Annotated in this window: 21 protein-coding genes; 10 read left to right on the forward strand and 11 right to left on the reverse strand. The window is 54.2% G+C overall.

The window, feature by feature from the left end; all coding sequences use genetic code 11:
* The first annotated feature begins 17 nt into the window (after positions 1-17).
* The 4 genes from AC2FFP_RS19415 (at position 18) to AC2FFP_RS19430 (ending at position 4,007) form a co-directional block, all read left to right on the forward strand.
* Positions 18-824: an amidohydrolase family protein gene (locus AC2FFP_RS19415; protein ID WP_496769489.1), complete on the forward strand. Its 807-nt coding sequence runs from the start codon at positions 18-20 to the stop codon at positions 822-824.
* The gene (locus tag AC2FFP_RS19420) at positions 821-1,198 is read left to right on the forward strand and encodes a hypothetical protein (protein WP_496881384.1); all 378 of its coding nucleotides are present in this window, start codon (positions 821-823) and stop codon (positions 1,196-1,198) included. Before AC2FFP_RS19415 ends, AC2FFP_RS19420 begins: the two co-directional genes overlap by 4 nt.
* Complete coding sequence (locus AC2FFP_RS19425) at positions 1,195-2,322, forward strand: cytochrome-c peroxidase (RefSeq protein WP_496881385.1); 1,128 nt, start codon at positions 1,195-1,197, stop codon at positions 2,320-2,322. The genes AC2FFP_RS19420 and AC2FFP_RS19425 overlap by 4 nt, the downstream gene beginning before the upstream one ends.
* A gap of 1,061 nt (positions 2,323-3,383) precedes the next feature.
* Entirely contained in the window at positions 3,384-4,007 is a 624-nt protein-coding gene (locus tag AC2FFP_RS19430; RefSeq protein ID WP_496769481.1) for a DUF2971 domain-containing protein, read from the forward strand.
* Between the two features lie 424 nt (positions 4,008-4,431).
* Here the strand turns inward: AC2FFP_RS19430 and AC2FFP_RS19435 are convergent, their stop codons facing one another.
* Together AC2FFP_RS19435 and AC2FFP_RS19440 are read right to left on the reverse strand one after the other, a co-directional pair.
* Entirely contained in the window at positions 4,432-4,650 is a 219-nt protein-coding gene (locus AC2FFP_RS19435) for a GDCCVxC domain-containing (seleno)protein (protein ID WP_496779682.1), read from the reverse strand.
* Positions 4,651-4,654: 4 nt separating this feature from the next.
* Positions 4,655-4,978 (reverse strand): hypothetical protein, encoded by a 324-nt coding sequence (locus AC2FFP_RS19440; protein ID WP_496725669.1) that lies wholly within the window; start codon positions 4,976-4,978, stop codon positions 4,655-4,657.
* A 95-nt stretch (positions 4,979-5,073) separates the two neighbouring features.
* Between AC2FFP_RS19440 and AC2FFP_RS19445 the strand changes: the two genes are divergently transcribed.
* The 5 genes from AC2FFP_RS19445 to AC2FFP_RS19465 all read left to right on the forward strand — a co-directional run bounded on the left by AC2FFP_RS19445 (position 5,074) and on the right by AC2FFP_RS19465 (position 8,097).
* Positions 5,074-5,463: a MerR family transcriptional regulator gene (locus tag AC2FFP_RS19445; RefSeq protein WP_496769477.1), complete on the forward strand. Its 390-nt coding sequence runs from the start codon at positions 5,074-5,076 to the stop codon at positions 5,461-5,463.
* Between the two features lie 535 nt (positions 5,464-5,998).
* On the forward strand, positions 5,999-6,430 hold the full coding sequence (locus AC2FFP_RS19450) for a c-type cytochrome (RefSeq protein ID WP_496769475.1): 432 nt from the start codon (positions 5,999-6,001) through the stop codon (positions 6,428-6,430).
* A gap of 10 nt (positions 6,431-6,440) precedes the next feature.
* Positions 6,441-6,782 (forward strand): copper resistance CopC family protein, encoded by a 342-nt coding sequence (locus AC2FFP_RS19455; protein WP_496769473.1) that lies wholly within the window; start codon positions 6,441-6,443, stop codon positions 6,780-6,782.
* A 2-nt stretch (positions 6,783-6,784) separates the two neighbouring features.
* Complete coding sequence (locus tag AC2FFP_RS19460) at positions 6,785-7,651, forward strand: CopD family protein (RefSeq protein ID WP_496769469.1); 867 nt, start codon at positions 6,785-6,787, stop codon at positions 7,649-7,651.
* A gap of 8 nt (positions 7,652-7,659) precedes the next feature.
* Positions 7,660-8,097 carry a c-type cytochrome gene (locus AC2FFP_RS19465; RefSeq protein WP_496881386.1) on the forward strand — a complete coding sequence of 146 codons (438 nt, stop codon included), beginning with the start codon at positions 7,660-7,662 and terminating at the stop codon, positions 8,095-8,097.
* A 526-nt stretch (positions 8,098-8,623) separates the two neighbouring features.
* On the opposite strand, the gene ureG is transcribed toward AC2FFP_RS19465, so the two are convergent.
* The 9 genes from ureG to AC2FFP_RS19510 form a co-directional block, all read right to left on the reverse strand.
* Positions 8,624-9,253 (reverse strand): urease accessory protein UreG, encoded by a 630-nt coding sequence (gene ureG / locus AC2FFP_RS19470; protein ID WP_170519465.1) that lies wholly within the window; start codon positions 9,251-9,253, stop codon positions 8,624-8,626.
* Positions 9,250-9,921, reverse strand: a complete 672-nt coding sequence (locus tag AC2FFP_RS19475) for an urease accessory protein UreF (RefSeq protein WP_496769464.1) — start codon at positions 9,919-9,921, stop codon at positions 9,250-9,252. Before AC2FFP_RS19475 ends, ureG begins: the two co-directional genes overlap by 4 nt.
* Entirely contained in the window at positions 9,887-10,339 is a 453-nt protein-coding gene (locus AC2FFP_RS19480; protein WP_170519459.1) for an urease accessory protein UreE, read from the reverse strand. The genes AC2FFP_RS19475 and AC2FFP_RS19480 overlap by 35 nt, the downstream gene beginning before the upstream one ends.
* Positions 10,340-10,370: 31 nt before the next feature.
* Complete coding sequence (locus tag AC2FFP_RS19485) at positions 10,371-10,592, reverse strand: DUF1127 domain-containing protein (RefSeq protein WP_170519457.1); 222 nt, start codon at positions 10,590-10,592, stop codon at positions 10,371-10,373.
* A gap of 130 nt (positions 10,593-10,722) precedes the next feature.
* On the reverse strand, positions 10,723-12,483 hold the full coding sequence (gene ureC / locus AC2FFP_RS19490) for an urease subunit alpha (RefSeq protein WP_496769462.1): 1,761 nt from the start codon (positions 12,481-12,483) through the stop codon (positions 10,723-10,725).
* On the reverse strand, positions 12,458-12,790 hold the full coding sequence (locus tag AC2FFP_RS19495) for an urease subunit beta (RefSeq protein ID WP_496769460.1): 333 nt from the start codon (positions 12,788-12,790) through the stop codon (positions 12,458-12,460). Before AC2FFP_RS19495 ends, ureC begins: the two co-directional genes overlap by 26 nt.
* Positions 12,787-12,948 (reverse strand): hypothetical protein, encoded by a 162-nt coding sequence (locus AC2FFP_RS19500; protein ID WP_496725659.1) that lies wholly within the window; start codon positions 12,946-12,948, stop codon positions 12,787-12,789. Before AC2FFP_RS19500 ends, AC2FFP_RS19495 begins: the two co-directional genes overlap by 4 nt.
* Positions 12,949-12,966: 18 nt before the next feature.
* Positions 12,967-13,269, reverse strand: a complete 303-nt coding sequence (locus tag AC2FFP_RS19505) for an urease subunit gamma (protein ID WP_170519446.1) — start codon at positions 13,267-13,269, stop codon at positions 12,967-12,969.
* A 1-nt stretch (position 13,270) separates the two neighbouring features.
* Positions 13,271-14,086 (reverse strand): urease accessory protein UreD, encoded by an 816-nt coding sequence (locus AC2FFP_RS19510; protein WP_496881387.1) that lies wholly within the window; start codon positions 14,084-14,086, stop codon positions 13,271-13,273.
* 395 nt (positions 14,087-14,481) lie between these two features.
* Here AC2FFP_RS19510 and urtA point away from each other — a divergent pair, with 395 nt between their 5' ends.
* Positions 14,482-15,762, forward strand: coding sequence for an urea ABC transporter substrate-binding protein (gene urtA / locus AC2FFP_RS19515; protein WP_496769457.1), 1,281 nt, complete (start codon positions 14,482-14,484; stop codon positions 15,760-15,762).
* Positions 15,763-15,795 lie beyond the last annotated feature (33 nt).

The raw sequence follows: 15,795 nt of genomic DNA on the forward strand, positions 1-15,795 counted from the left end.
TATTGAGGAGGCTTGAGGTGCTGAAACATATCTTCATTTTAGGTGCCGCGCTGTTTTGCAGTACCGCCATCGCAGAAGAGCGCCCGATCTTTGACGCGCATATTCATTACAGCCACGATGCCGTCAAACTGGTTCCTCCCGAACAGGTGGCCAAAATCCTTCGGGACGCGGGCGTTCGTAAAGCCCTGGTCTCCAGCTCGGATGACAATGGCACTCAACTATTGTTGGCCGCAGCACCAGATATCGTTGTTCCTGCACTGCGCCCTTACCGTCGCCGCGGTGAAATCAACACCTGGATGCACGATGAAACTGTAATCGACTATTTGGAAGCAAATCTGGCCAAAAACGAATACGAAGCCATCGGCGAGTTTCACGCTTACGGAGACGACATTAAGACGCCGGTTATCCAGCGCATGATTGCACTGGCGAAAGAGCGGAACCTCATTCTACACCACCACGGCGATCGAGAGGCAGTTGACCTGATCTTCGAAACCTGGCCTGAAGCTCGGGTACTGTGGGCCCATTCTGGCTTTGACGACCCGGCGAGTGTTGTTGACGCGCTGGATACCTATCCCAGGCTTTGGGCCGATTTGGCATTTCGTTCGGACATGGCCTCACGAGGCCGTATCGACCCGAATTGGAAGGCTGCGTTCGAAGCCCATCCCGATCGGTTTATGGTCGGTACGGATACATTTGCGCCGGAACGTTGGTACTATGTCGGCCCCCACGCAGATCTTTCGCGTGAATGGTTGGATTTGCTGCCGGACCAGATTGCGGACAACATCGCCTATGCGAACGCAGAACGTTTGCTGGCATCAGAATGATCCGCTGCGCCGTCTGGTTCATGATTTGGTCCAGCGCGGCCGCTGCTTGTGAGGCGACGGGGCAACGCATGAATTCGGACGCTCAAAACGCGCCCGAGGTGTATCTGTCCGTCGATGAAATTCCGTTGGCTCAACCGTTTTCCGTACTGGTTTCTATTTGTAGTGAAACTGCCGTGGGCCAAATGCGTGTGAATGCAATCATGCCCGCTCATCGACACGATATGAACTATACCCCCAAAGTTACCGCCTTGGGCGGCGGAGCGTTCCGCGTTGATGATATGCTGTTTCACATGCCGGGTTTGTGGGAACTGCAGGTCGATGTCGACATCAATGGCCAATCAATTTTCTACTCGTCAGAAGTTACGCTGAAATGAAGCTGTGGGTTACAGCTGCGCTTATTGCCTTGACAGGTGCAGTGCGTGCAGAGGTCTTGTTATCTGCAGGCGAAATTGAACAAACGCTTTCCTTTGGACCGTGGCCACCATCCTTCCAGTCTGACCCAAGCAACAGGGTTTCGAACAATGCCAGAGCGATCGCGCTTGGAGAGGCCTTATTCAACGATCCGGTGTTGTCCGTCGACGGTGCACTTTCTTGCGCAAGTTGTCATGATCCTGAACAGGCATTTACAACGCCAGAGGCGCGGGCGCTCGGCCGTGTACTGTTAGATCGAAACACTCCATCACTGCGGAACCTGGCCGGACTCCGCTGGTATGGGTGGGGTGGCAAAAGCGATAGCCTTTGGACAGCCAGCCTGCATCCGATCATCGAAGAACAAGAGATGGCCCACAGTGCCGATAGCCTAAAAACCGCTATCTCAGAAAGTACCTACATTGATGAATTTGAAGCCATATTTGGCGACATACAGGTTCAAGATTCAGAGCTTGTGCTGGTGAACATTGCCAAAACTCTATCCGCCTACTTGGAAACTTTAGCTACGGACTGGACACAGTTTGATGAATTCCGTGATGCATTGGAGAACCAAGATTTAGCAGCGGCTGCGAGCTACCCCGAAGCTGCACAGCGAGGTCTTCAGCTGTTCATAGGGCGTGGAAACTGTGTGTTGTGCCACAATGGTCCGAGATTTTCCAACAACGAGTTCCATGACGCTGGCGTACCATACTTTCTGAATGAAACCGAGGTCGACGAAGGGCGGTTCGGTGGACTGAACTTTTTACTCTCAAGCCCCTATACTCTGGACGGCGACTGGAATGACGATCCGGATAAGCAAGGTGCTTGGGCGGTTCGAAATGTACGTCGAAGCCACGCTGATTTTGGAACCTTCCGCACGCCCAGCCTGCGCGGAGCGGCTGAAACCGCACCGTACATGCATGACGGCAGCCTAAGTGATCTGAACGCAGTGATCCGGCATTACAGTAAGATTGATACGGAAAGGCTGCACGCCGACGGTGAAGCCATTCTCTCGCAATTGAATTTGTCTGAGCAAGAGATTGCAGACTTAATTGCGTTTTTGATGACGCTGTCCAAGGCGCCTTACTAAAGCGTTTGTGTTTAACGCTCGTGAATGGGCTGTTTGGCAAGCTGGTTCGGCGACTATCGTTTGCAGTGCCGATGAGGGGGTTCTGCTCGCTCCGGGTCAGAATTGCTTGACGTTTACGTCAGAAATGGATGACGTGATCGGCCGATTTGTTGAGGTTTTGGATTTCGATTGAGTCAAGTATCAGTGACGTTCCACATCTGTTGAACGTCACACGAACCTGACCCAACCGTCACAGTTGGATCAGAGTCGGGATGAATGTTCGACATCGGAAGGCACCCCCAACGTTGGACATCAGTAGAGTTTGACCTTTGCGTCATCAACCAACACGCCGCCCGCATTTCATACTCTAGCAGACAGTTTGGTTTGATCCGACTTCCCTTTCGGAAATCAGGGCTGATTTGCAGACCAGACGGCGAAGCCGCCTGTTACTAGGAATCTGCAACGGGGCGAACGCGGGAGGAAGACGGCCGCGCCCTCACCCTGTCGGTGAAAGGCGTTTGGCTTGTCCAAATCCCGCCGGCTCAAAAATGGAAATCGGTGAGGAAGAAAGCCTGCGGCCATTTGCAGTTGTGCCATTCTATCGAACTGCAATAAGTAAAGGCCACAAAGCTGCCGTTCGCTGCCTTTGCGGCATGGTTCGCTTCAAATGGCAGCTACGCGCACATGTCGGTCGTTGCAAAGTTGGATGCTTATTGAGTTTCCTAAGTTGCTTTTCTCGTTTTGTGACACCACTGTCAGCCCTGTGTACGAGCGCAAGTATTTTTTATCAATTTTGTGGCAAGGCATCGTTAAGGATCGCCGCTAGCGTGTATAGATCGGACAGAATGATGAACGGTTGGTTTCCAGAAAAGTTGTTTAGGTATCGCGGAACAACTTCCAAGCACTTTGATGAAGAGCTTGAGCAACTTCGGGATAACAGGGTTTGGTTGAATTTCCTGGATACTCAAAATGATCCATTTGAGGGATGCGTTAGTCACCGGGTAGGTACTTACGATGAGTTCACGTCTAGGCACCGTGAATAGCGCGATCTGCTGGCAAAACAGTTTCCGGATTTTGAGCTTTTGCCGGAGACTATTTCAGAGCAGGACTTCAATATCTGTAATATCCAAAGCCCCCTGTTTCACGAGACAGTTAGACAGCAAGCTGTAGTCGCATCCTTTAGTAAAGGGTGGCAGAATACACTGATGTGGGGGCACTATGCAGACGCCTTCAAAGGAATTTGCTTGCAGTTCACTGCAAATCCAACGGCTGGTGTTGAAGGGCCGCCCTTCTTTCCTGTGCAGTACTGGAAAGAAGAGCCCCCTGAGTTTTCGTCATTTGACTTTTTCGTCCAAACGCGTGTGGCGATGAGCTTGAGCGGACTTACAGAAAGTGAACAACGCTCCAAGATAGAAAACCTTGCCTACGAAAAAATAAAAATTGCAGCCACATCAAAAAGCTATGACTGGGTCTATGAGGAAGAATTCCGAATGGCATCATTTTTGGGGGTGCCGGGATATTACCAAGTGTCAGGTATGAAGCTGACAGGCGTTATTTTCGGGCCACGGGTAGAGGCACCAACATATTCAAGAGTTATGAATGCGCTTGGCGAAGGCATTGACTACTATAGGATGGACTTGCGAGCCAATGCTTATGGCTATGTACTTTTTCCAATAACTACACCGGCGAAGCAAGCAATCATTTAGGTGTGGGCTATGTGTGGTTTGTAACTTGCTGCACCGGCGAGACATCAAAAGGTGACCAAAGGCGGTAATGGGTTCCAAGCCACCCACTTAAACCTGCTACAGAGAACGACTATTCAGAGCCCAAAGTGACCAGTGGTACGCCGGGCTTGAATGGCGACAATGCGCAGTAAGCTGACCTTGCAAAGTTCAACTTTCGGCCGAATTCTAATAATTCGGGGAGGTGCTGAATTTCTGCGCCCGAAACGATGACCACTGTTGTGTCCGTGGGACCCGCCGAAGCCGCGTGACGTCGTGTCGCGAGAAGCACGCCAAACGAAGTCAGAGGGCTGTTTCCCAAGATCACAGACCGGAGCAACGGTTGGGCAAATTGTCGAAATCCTCCGGTGGCAAGTTCACCAAGTGAGCAACACCGGAATCCTTCACACTATCCGCAGCAGCCATTACCCGACTGAATTGGTGGACAGGGCACGTTGGCATAAGAGCAATAGACGCAACAGTCGCCTTCCAACGGCTTCAAGACTGTTCTGCATGACTTGCATTCATAGAACCACTGGCAGGCATCCGTAGGCATTTTTTCGGTTTCACTGTGCCCACAGTTTGGGCAAGTCAGTGTGCTTTCAAGCACTACAGTTTGTTCCATCATTGTCTCACATCTGCGTAATCAGGAAATCGTTGATTCGAGCCTCATAGAACACGACAACCCAAGCCAATCCGGTCATCGCGGTTGTTCCCCAAAGCCACCACTTCAACTTTGGCAATGACCCGCGCTGATAACAAACCAGCCAAGACACCGCGACAAGAGTGGTCGAAATCGCCAGAACATAAAAGCTTGCTGCTGCTATCTTCCCAAAGATCGCTAACCAGCTGCCGCCCAGTCCTAGAAGCATCATTGTCATGGGCATTACGCAGCAGGTCGCGACGCCAAGCGCGGACAGAGATCCTATGTAACTGAGGCTAAGGTATTTCTGCATTTTTGTTCCTGACGCCTTTTTGTGCGGAATTGTCTAAGCGGCGATTACTGGTATAACCTCTGTAGTGACTACAGGATCAAGACGGAACATCTCACATGTTTGCGATTGGGGAAGCATCCCGTCAAAGCGGTGTCGGCATTGAAACGATTCGCTACTACGAACGCGAAGGGATCGTGCCTAAACCGGAACGCGCTTCAAATAACCGGCGGATGTACTCTACGCACGACATTGGACGGCTTCGGTTTCTAAAGAAATGCCGTGACTTGGGCTTTCCGCTTGCCGATGCGAGGACACTCCTGGAATTATCCGAAGGCGATAGCGAAGACTGCCAATCCGTTAAGGAATTGGCTGAGCACCACGTTTTCAATGTGCGCGAAAAGATAAAGGAACTTGAGCGTTTGGAAGTGGCGTTGACTGAACTCACAGCCAATTGCGACAGCGGGAATGTTTCATGCCCTATGCTTTCTCAATTGCGTACACTGTAGCCGGAAGTTGGGTATTGCGCCCCTTTGGCCCGCGCGTTGTGTTCGGTCAGAATCCGGGGTAGCTTCGCCACGTGAAGCACCTTCGGCCAATAACCACGACACTTCTTACGGTTTTTCTGATCCTTGTAATGGGGCTTGGGAACGTCGCGCATGCGCTAGCTAGTGAGTGCGCTGGCGGGCATTGTATTGATCACGTGGCCACAAGTGTTGGGGCTCAACACGATGACCACAGGCTGGTCGCTCCTAGCGAAGACAGGCAGCATGAACCGGACAGCTCGGCGCATGAAGGATGCAATCCATTCCTGTGTAACGTTCTCGCACTCACGACACAGGCATTCGAAACCAAACCTAACCAAGCAGCGGTCGAATTAGCATTGCGGGCCACAAGCCTTTCGACGCTCAATGAACCGGACAACCCGGACCGGCCACCTAACACTTGAAACAGAATTCCAACGTTGTTCGCGGCAGTGAACACGTTCCAGTGTGCTGCAAATTATTGCGGCACCACTCTGTTACATAAGGTTAGGACCAGTACATGAACCAAAAATATCTCCTGATCAGCGCGTGCGCCGTGGCAGCTGTCGTTGCCTACATCACTCTACGCCCCGCGCCAGTTGAGGAAGCCGCGCAGTCGGCAGCTACCGAAGGCGATGCAATGGTAGCAATTCAGATGCCGCTTATCGAAGGAAATGCCGTCATCGGGCAGCGTATATTCGACAACGCCTGCGCCGCATGCCACGGCAGCAACGCGGTCGGCGTTGACGGCGCTGGTCCGCCGCTGATCCATGTAATTTATGAACCCAGCCATCATGCAGACGAGTCCTTTCAACGCGCGGTCGCAATGGGCGTCAGAAGCCACCACTGGCAGTTTGGCGACATGCCTCCGGTTGAAGGCTTGACCCGTGGCGATGTGGCTATGGTCATCGACTACATCCGCGAAATCCAGCGCGCTAATGGAATAAACTGAGGAACCCCCAATGAAGACGCTCACCACATCGGTATTGATCTCCATGCTTGCCACAAACGCGTTTGCCCATTCGAGCGTGGACACCACCACACCCGAAAACGGCGCGACTGTTGCCGAAGTGCCCTCTGAGATCAGTTTCAAATTCGCGGATGATATTCGCCTGACAAAAGTCAACATGATCCATCAGGAGGCTCATACCGTCACGCTCGACCTAGGAGATCAAACAAAATTTGGCCGCGCGTTTGAACTCCCGGTTCAGAGCATGGGCGAAGGCATCTATCGCATTGAATGGCGTGGCTTGGGGGCAGACGGGCACGCCATGCAGGGCGAGTTCACCTTCATAGTAGATTGACCATGCCCGATATCTGGGGAATAGGCGCGATACTGTCCAAGCTGATGCTGTATGTCGGCATTGGTGGCACGACGGGTCTTTTGATCATTCGGGCTGTCTTTGCCGACCTAGTGTTACCACTTGGCGATAAGATGCGTGTTCAGATTGCTATGTTGGCGGGGCTCGCGCTTGCGGGCTCTGTCCTTGGGTTCATGTTGCGTGGTGCCGCCCTGACGGGTGGAGCCGATGGTATGACCGATCCAGAAATGCTCGGTCTGTTGTGGCAAACCCCGGTTGGAGACGTTCTGATCTATCGGGTTGTCGGGGCGGTTCTGATAATCTTCGGGATATTTATACCCCTAGTCGGCCAATGGGTCGCATTTGCAGGCGGATTGTTCGCGCTTTGGTCATTTGCTCAGGTCGGGCATGTCCCCGCATTGGAGAAAACCGGCGTCCGATTGCTATTGCTCCTGCACCTTCTGGGAGTTGCGTTTTGGATCGGTATCCTTGGGCCGTTGCGCGCCCTGTCCCAACGGCCAGAATATCTGAACAACGCGGCCATGTTGGGGCATCGGTTTGGGCAGGCGGCTTCGATTATTGTTCCTGTATTGATTTTGGCGGGACTGCTGATGGCTTGGATGTTGCTTGGCGATATGTGGGCGTTAATGACAACAAGCTACGGGCAAACCCTGCTAATCAAACTCGCGCTCGTAGGCGCGGTCCTGATGTTGGCCGCTGCAAACAAACTCCGCTTCGTCCCGGCCATGCAATCCGGGGACAAAAAAGCTGCCCGCCACTTGGTACGCTCCATTGAAATCGAAGCAGTAATCATTCTTGTGATCCTTGCAGCAACCGCGACGCTCACCAGTGTTTTGACCCTACCGAACTGAGGTATTGCATGGCCAGGCTCGACTTTTTGATCGTCACATTTTTCAGCTTCGCCACGAGTGCAAGTGCCGGTCATGAAATGGACGACCGGGATTTGACCAATGGACAGACCCTCTACGCCGAACACTGCGCGTCCTGTCATGGCGTCAATCTCGAAGGGCAGCCGGATTGGCAGACGCCTGACGACAACGGCATTCTGCCTGCACCACCCCATGACGAGACCGGGCATACCTGGCACCACGACAACCAGCTTTTGTTCGAATACACACTACTGGGTGGCGAGGAGGCGTTAGCCGCGCGTGGCGTCGACGGCTTTGCAAGTGGCATGCCTGGATTTGGTGATACCCTCACCAATAACGATATTTGGGACATTCTCGCCTACATAAGGTCCACTTGGCCCGAGCGCGTTCAGGAAATTCAAGCGAGCCGCAACCCACCGCATGACTAAGGATGACAACCTTCGCCACATGGTCGGTGCGGTGACACTTCAATTGCGCGGCGACTACAGTGCCATAGTCCGGCAGGATTAGGTCGAAGAACTGAGCGCGCCCAAAACACTAGGCGCGCCCTTGATTGCCGACCTTGGCGCTAGCGCAGCGAATTGGTGCTTTGTCCCGCGAGGCAGCCTTTAGAACTTGTTCCACTGAACGGCCATCACTCAACCAGAGATCGCTTCACATAACACCGCTTCAACGACGTTCGCGGTTTGTTACAGCGCGGCAAGTCACCCGATGGTTGCGAAAACTTGCCATTCGATACGCTGGTTACTGATAGCTGGGATACGCAACAAGCGGGTCAAGGAAAAGGTTTTTCTTAACAAATTTTGTCAAAAATGCCGTGGTGAATTTCGTTTGCAGTTAGCCTGCAGACAAAAACAAAATATTACATCCAGACAAATGCCAAAATGATGATCGTGCTTTCGGTTTGTCCAATCAGCTTTGAGCATCGATAACTTGGCCTCTTCGTCTCGGGAGCTAACTCGCTTTCGAAACCTCTAAACCTCCCCCTTTCACAAGCAGATCCACAATTGTGTCGACCCCGCTTCTGTGACGAAGTGACGAGAACAAGAAGGGCCGTCCTTTACGCATTCTTTGCGCATCACGTTCCATAACCTCCAGCGAAGCGCCAACATGCGGCGCAAGGTCGGTCTTGTTGATTACAAGGATGTCCGATTTCGTAATCGCCGGTCCGCCTTTCCTGGGGATTTCCTCGCCTGCGGCGACATCGATCACGTAGATGGTCAGATCCGCCAGTTCCGGGCTGAATGTGGCTGATAGATTGTCGCCTCCGCTTTCAATCAAAACAATGTCGAGATCCGGATGACGTGTCTGCATCTCGGCGACGGCGGCCAAATTGATCGAGGCGTCTTCGCGAATTGCTGTATGCGGGCAACCGCCAGTTTCGACGCCGATGATCCTGTCCCGCGGCAGGACCTGCATGCGCATCAGCGCTTCGGCATCTTCCTGCGTATATATGTCGTTGGTAATAACACCCACCGAACAGACATCGCGCAGCGCTTCAGATAAGGCGGCGGTTAAAGTAGTTTTTCCGGCTCCTACCGGGCCTCCAATACCTACGCGAAGAGGGCCGTTTATACTGGTCATGTGCGGAAAATCCTCGAATATTGTGTTTCGTGTTTCATGGCCGCAATGTCCCCCAAGAACGCAGTAGAGCTTAACTCGTCCAGACTCGCCTTTTTTGCGTTTTCAGCAATCTGGGCACACAGCGGTGTCAGTTGACGGATCAACCTCTGAGCATCGGTCTGTCCAAGTGGCACAAGGCGCGTGGCACAGGCGACAAGGTTGCTTGCGAATGCTTGCAGAAACATCTTGGTCGTCAGCAGCAAGGGAAGGTTTTGTAGTCTTGCAGCCCGTCCAATCGAGACGGGGTAGGTGAAGTGCCCAAGGTCCAATTCCCAGACACCTTTGGTGACATTTCCGAAGGCCTGTCCCAGCAACTCGGTTTCCATGAGCCTTTCGGATGTCGCGCAAAAGGCCCGCGCCGTGACATCGACGTTGATCAGTTCATCTTTGTCCAGCGCATTGAAGGCCGCCACAACGAACAGAGCATCATTCCAACCAGAGCCATATTCTAGCACATCTGAAATCCAGGCTTCGGTATCCTGAGAATTCGCGACGGTTCCCCGGTCAATCGCGGATTCAAGTCCGTGAGAGTAGGCAAACCCCCCCACAGGATAGGCAGGGGACAACCATTGTGTCAGCGTCAGGATGTCGGCGTCAGTGGGTGTGGCCATGGGTCCTGCCGTGGCCATAGGCGCCGCCTTCAGGGGTGAACGGCTCGTGCACTTCTCGCACGGTAGCCCCGATTTTGAGAAGCATATCTCGGATTACGTGATCGACCTGGATCAACAGGCGAGCCTTTTCGATCTGGCAAGGCGTGTGGCGATTGCCGATATGCCACGCGATGCGCGTCAGATCCGGGGCTTTTACCTCCAGCAATGCTTCGGGCGCAGCCTGTATTTCCACTTCGCGACCATCGTCCAGAACCAACGCGCCGCCGTGGTTCAACGAAGTCGTTTGTGCCAGGTCGATGAGAATCTGTTCACCACTTTCGCAGGTCAGAACCTTGCGCCGCAAAAAACGGTCTTCATAGGTCAGCGACAGGGCATCTGCAGGCTCGCCGTGTAGATGATCAGAATACCGCCGTGCTGTACAAAGGAGGATGGTCATGCCAGCGCCCCCTCTGTGGAACGGGTAGCTATTACCAGATAGAACCCGCGAAAACGTGTTGTACGATCCGGTCGCGTGACAGGCCGCGTTTGCGCAGTTCTTCGTCGCTCAGCGATTGCAGGAACTGGATTTGATCGGTGCGCGATCGTGCTTCTGCCAATCGAGCAAGAGCCGAATAGATCGACGAACCAATTGCCGAGAACAGACCGAATACGGAAAAACCGGAATGCTGTTGATTTTCTGTGTGTGCCATTGGGACCCTCGTAAAATTGCGAGACGTTGGTCCTCCCTTCCGTTCTAATATCTGTCATCTTTCACTCGCTTAGTAGTAGGCGATTGGTCATGCCCGGGATGCGTTTGCTGCAATGCAGCGTAAATTTTAATCAGAACATAAAGTATCGCTGTGCCATCGGTAGAACTTCGGCAGGCTGACAGGTAAGCAATTCGCCATCCGCGCGCACCTCATAGGTTTCCGGGTCAACATCGACATGCGGTGTCGCGTTGTTCAGCAGAAGATTCCGCTTGCCAATTTCTCGTGTGTTTTGGACGGCGACGGTTTGCTTTGCCAATCCCAGTGTATCACCGATCCCATCCACATGGGCCGCCTGCGAGACAAATGTGATCGCCGAGTTTTCCACCGACCGTCCGTAAGCGCCAAACATTGGGCGACTATAAACCGGCTGCGGTGTAGGGATCGACGCGTTGGGATCGCCCATCTGCGCACAGGCTATCGTGCCGCCCAGCAGAACCATCTCGGGCTTAACGCCGAAAAAGGCCGGGTTCCACAGGACGAGGTCAGCGCGTTTGCCTTCCTCGATACTACCAATCTCGTGGCTCAGGCCATGTGCAATGGCCGGGTTGATGGTGTATTTCGCAATATAGCGGCGGACGCGAAAGTTGTCGTTCTCACCGGTTTCCTCGGGCAGGCGCCCGCGCTGTTTCTTCATCTTGTCTGCGGTTTGCCACGTGCGGATCAAGACTTCTCCAACTCGACCCATGGCCTGACTGTCAGACGCGATGATCGAGAAAGCACCCATGTCGTGCAGGATATCCTCGGCTGCGATTGTCTCACGCCGAATGCGGCTTTCTGCAAAGGCTACGTCCTCGGGAATAGATTTGTCGAGGTGGTGACAGACCATCAGCATGTCCAGATGTTCCTCGACTGTGTTCACGGTGAAGGGCCGCGTCGGGTTCGTCGAAGACGGCAGAACGTGGTTCTCGCCGCAGATCTTGATGATGTCCGGGGCATGGCCTCCGCCAGCGCCTTCGGTGTGGAAGGCGTGGATCGTGCGGCCTTTTATGGCGGCCACGGTGTTTTCGACAAATCCAGATTCGTTAAGCGTGTCGGTGTGGATCATCACTTGCACATCCATCGCATCAGCCACCGATAGGCAGCAGTCGATAGCGGCAGGGGTCGTGCCCCAATCTTCATGCAGTTTCAGGGCGCAGGCCCCAGCACGGACCTGTTCCTCAAGCGCTGCGGGCAATGAGGCGTTGCCCTTGCCTGCAAAGGCCAGATTCATGGGAAAGGCATCTGCCGCCTGCAACATCCGCCCGATATGCCAGGGGCCGGGGGTGCAGGTGGTCGCCAGCGTCCCATGCGCCGGACCGGTGCCGCCGCCCAGCATAGTGGTCAGGCCGGAATGCAGCGCATCTTCGATTTGTTGTGGGCAGATAAAGTGAATATGGCTGTCGAACCCGCCCGCCGTCAGGATGCGGCCCTCGCCTCCGATTGCCTCGGTCCCCGGACCGATGATAATGTCTACGCCAGGCTGCGTATCGGGGTTTCCCGCCTTGCCGATCTTGGCGATCCGCCCGTTCTTAAGCCCCACATCCGCTTTGTAGATACCGGAATGATCGACAATCAGCGCGTTGGTAATCACCGTATCCACGGCGCCCTCGGCGCGCGTGAACTGAGATTGCCCCATTCCATCACGAATGACTTTGCCGCCACCGAACTTGACCTCCTCGCCATAGACGTCTTCGCGGTGCCCGGTTTCGCTGAAACGCGCGGCTGTTGCACGCTCAACGATCAGGTCTTTCTCGACCTCAATAATCAGATCGGTATCCGCCAATCGTACTTTGTCGCCGACCGTGGGGCCAAACATAGAGGCGTAGTCACTCCGACTGATTTTGCCCGGCATTTTTCAGAGCCCCCATGATATGCATATTGAAACCGTAGATGTGGCGGCGCCCGTCGTAGGGCACCAGCATAACCTCGCGAGTCTGACCCGGCTCAAATCGCACGGCAGTACCTGCTGGGATGTCTAATCGCATCCCTAAAGCTGCATAGCGAGCGAAATCCAAGGCGGAGTTCGCTTCGGCGAAATGGTAATGGCTGCCGACCTGAACGGGTCGATCACCGGTATTGGCGACAACAACAAGAAGACTGCTGCGTCCGGCATTGAGCGTCAGTGAACCCTCGGCGGGTATGATCTCACCGGGGATCATTTTGGCAGTTTCATAATCACTGTGACAGCGATGACCGCGATCAATGCCAGCCCAGCTGCGAGCAGAGCATAATCACTGCCATGGGAGTGAACATGGGTATCCGAATGGGCCATGGCAGGGCCAGCCAGAATAAGGGCGGGAAACAGCATTCGATACATTGGGAACTCCTCTGAGGTTTAGCGAATAGGGTTATGGACAGTCACAAGCTTGGTGCCATCCGGGAAGGTGGCTTCGATCTGCACCTCGTGGATCATCTCGGGCACGCCTTCCATACATTGGTCGCGGGTGATCACTTCAGCCCCGGCCTGCATCATGTCGGCAACCGAATGGCCATCTCGCGCGCCCTCGACCACGGCGTCGGTGATCAGGGCGATAGCCTCGGGGTGGTTCAGTTTGACGCCGCGGTCCAGCCGCTTTCGGGCGACCTCGGCGGCCATGGCGACCAGAAGTTTGTCTTTTTCACGAGGTGTCAGGTTCATGTCAGAGCATCCAGCATCGGGGTAATGTGTCTTTGTTCAACCAGCGCAAAATCGGCATCAATGTGCGGCGAAGAGCCAAGCTGTTGTCTGCCAGAATACGGATAGCCAAAAGGCCGTCTTGGATTAGTGTTGCCCCTGCGTCCTCGGGCAGCATTTTGCGAATGGAATCCAGATGACCTTCGGCTAACTCCGAAGCAAAGACGATCAGCGCCATCGCTCCTGCGCCGTTTGCAATATGCGGCTTGGACAGATGCTTGTGCCAATCACCAGAGAACCGGATCGCGTCAAGGAACACCGTTTTTCCTTGGCGTTGTATCTCGATCTGATCGTTTAGGCGGATATCGGTAAGCGTCTCGCCCATTGCGATGCGCCCGAAGATGAGAGGCTCTACCATCAGCATTTCGGCATCCGGCGCCATCTCGATTTTCAGGCGTCGGTTCAGAGCACTGCCATTGAACAGAATGGTCTCTTGCGGCAACCAGTTCAGTCGGGCTTCAGTCTCAACAGACAGATGATTGGTAATCTGGCCACATTCTTGCGGCTTGGCCTTGTAGGCGCGCTCGCAGGCTTGTGTTGTCAAGGTCAGCGCCGTTCCTTTCGCCGCCTTGCCGGCAAATCGAAATGAATCGCCGCCGGTTACACCGCCGGCAGTGTTTAAGAGAACCGCGGCAAGATCAGGTGTATTGGTTCTGGGGAACAGGCACTTAAAAGAGCCGGACTGGCGAAACTTGTTCAGCACCGTCCTGTCGCCCAATTGCTTGGTGCTCAAGCTGACGGCGCCTGCAGCACGCGGTGGAACAGCACTGTGCGTGGGCAATATGGCTGTAACTTGGGTAATAAGGCACCTATAGAGCTTGGTTTGGTGGCACCTGTTTCTCTGTTGAAGGGGCGGAACACTAATCTACAGTGTCGAAATCTGCTTATTTCGACATCGCGCGTCTAAATTTTAGACAGCGACCCCGGTCTTGGATGAAAAAATAGGCGCATCTCGCCGATTTCCCAAATTGGGTAAATGGTAAGTTGCCAAGCTTGCTGCGATGCAGAAACCGTATGGGTGCCACCGCGGAAACGACCCGGGGGTGTGTGACGGCTGCGCGAATTGGACCTCGAACACAACCGCCACACGGAACGCAACAACAGTTGCGGGGATCAGGTAGAAGAAGAGTGCGCCATTGCGCAAGCCCTCTCTCCCGGCCCCGCCAGGAGGAAAACATGAATTCACTCAAATCAACGCTCGCCGGATCGGTTGTATTTGCTGCTTTGGCCACCGCGGCGTTTTCGGCCGATGACACGATCAAAGTCGGCGTACTGCACTCGCTGTCGGGCACGATGGCAATCTCAGAAACCACGCTGAAAGACACCATGCTGATGCTGATCGACCAGCAAAACGCCAAGGGTGGCCTGCTGGGCAAACAGCTTGAGGCGGTCGTGGTGGATCCTGCATCGGATTGGCCGTTGTTCGCTGAAAAAGCGCGTGAACTGCTTACCGTGCATGAGGTGGATGTAATCTTTGGCAACTGGACGTCCGTCAGCCGCAAATCGGTTCTGCCTGTCATCGAAGAGTTGAACGGCCTGCTGTTCTACCCGGTGCAGTACGAAGGTGAAGAGTCATCGAAAAACGTGTTCTACACCGGTGCAGCTCCGAACCAACAGGCCATCCCGGCCACCGATTACTTCCTGGAGGAACTGGGGGTCGAGAAATTTGCTCTGCTCGGCACGGACTATGTCTACCCCAGAACCACCAACAATATTCTTGAAAGCTATCTGAAACAAAAGGGTATTGCTGATGACGATATCTTCGTCAATTACACCCCTTTCGGCCATTCCGACTGGTCCAAGATTGTGGCTGATGTGGTCGCGTTAGGCGCGGATGGCAAGAAAGTCGGCGTGATTTCGACCATCAATGGTGACGCCAATATCGGATTTTACAAGGAACTGGCAGCGGCTGGTGTTTCGGCAGATGACATTCCGGTCGTGGCCTTCTCGGTCGGTGAGGAAGAACTGTCCGGTCTGGATACCACCAACCTCGTCGGTCACCTCGCCGCTTGGAACTACTTCCAGTCGGCGGATACCGAGGTCAACGCAGAATTCGTGGACACCTGGAAAGCCACCATGGGCGATGAACGCGTGACCAACGACCCGATGGAGGCGCACTACATCGGCTTCAACATGTGGGTGAACGCCGCGACCGAGGCCGGTTCGACCGAAGTCGATTCCGTGCGCGCTGCGATGTACGGGCAGGAGTTCCCGAACCTGACCGGTGGCACCGCCGTCATGCTGCCAAACCACCACCTGGCGAAACCGGTTCTGATCGGTGAGATTCAGGAAGACGGCCAGTTCGATATCATCAGCGAAACCGAAGTCGTGCCGGGTGACGCGTGGACTGATTTCCTTCCGGAGTCGGCTGTGCTGGTCTCTGATTGGAAAGAGCTGGGTTGCGGTATGTACAACACCGAGACCAAGACCTGCGTTCAGACCCTGTCGAACTACTAACAGACCACGCAAGGCGGGTTTGTTTGCCCGCCT

Source organism: Ruegeria sp. YTSC004, assembly GCF_059609805.1.